1 rRNA gene is annotated in these 658 nt (G+C 51.5%); it reads right to left on the reverse strand.

Annotated features, from left to right (window positions below):
* Positions 1 to 470, reverse strand: a 16S ribosomal RNA gene (locus tag AACW87_RS14560); the annotation flags it as partial.
* Positions 471 to 658 lie beyond the last annotated feature (188 nt).

Below are 658 nucleotides of genomic sequence, written 5' to 3' on the forward strand. Positions count from 1 at the left end.
TATTAGGCGCCAACCTTTCCTCCTCGCTGAAAGTGCTTTACAACCCGAAGGCCTTCTTCACACACGCGGCATGGCTGCATCAGGGTTTCCCCCATTGTGCAATATTCCCCACTGCTGCCTCCCGTAGGAGTCTGGACCGTGTCTCAGTTCCAGTGTGGCTGATCATCCTCTCAGACCAGCTAGGGATCGTCGCCTTGGTGAGCCATTACCCCACCAACTAGCTAATCCCACCTGGGTTCATCCAATCGCGAAAGGCCCGAAGGTCCCCTCCTTTCCCCCGTAGGGCGTATGCGGTATTAGCAGTCGTTTCCAACTGTTATCCCCCTCGACTGGGCAGATCCCCAGGCATTACTCACCCGTCCGCCGCTCGCCGGCAAAAGTAGCAAGCTACTTTCCCGCTGCCGCTCGACTTGCATGTGTTAGGCCTGCCGCCAGCGTTCAATCTGAGCCATGATCAAACTCTTCAATTTAAGTTTGGTTTGCGTTGTTACCGGAGTAACTCAGCGGCTCAATGAATTGCTGAAATAAACTGTTCGGCTTGTTATTGCTAACAAGTCGTTTTGGTCACTTCACCAGACATTGAAAATCAACAAAATTGTTTGATGTTCGATGCTGTGAGTGCCCACACAGATTGCTTGATTCAAATTGTTAAAGAGCG

It is taken from the genome of Aeromonas sp. MR7, from assembly GCF_963899385.1.
Classification (GTDB): domain Bacteria; phylum Pseudomonadota; class Gammaproteobacteria; order Enterobacterales; family Aeromonadaceae; genus Aeromonas; species Aeromonas bestiarum.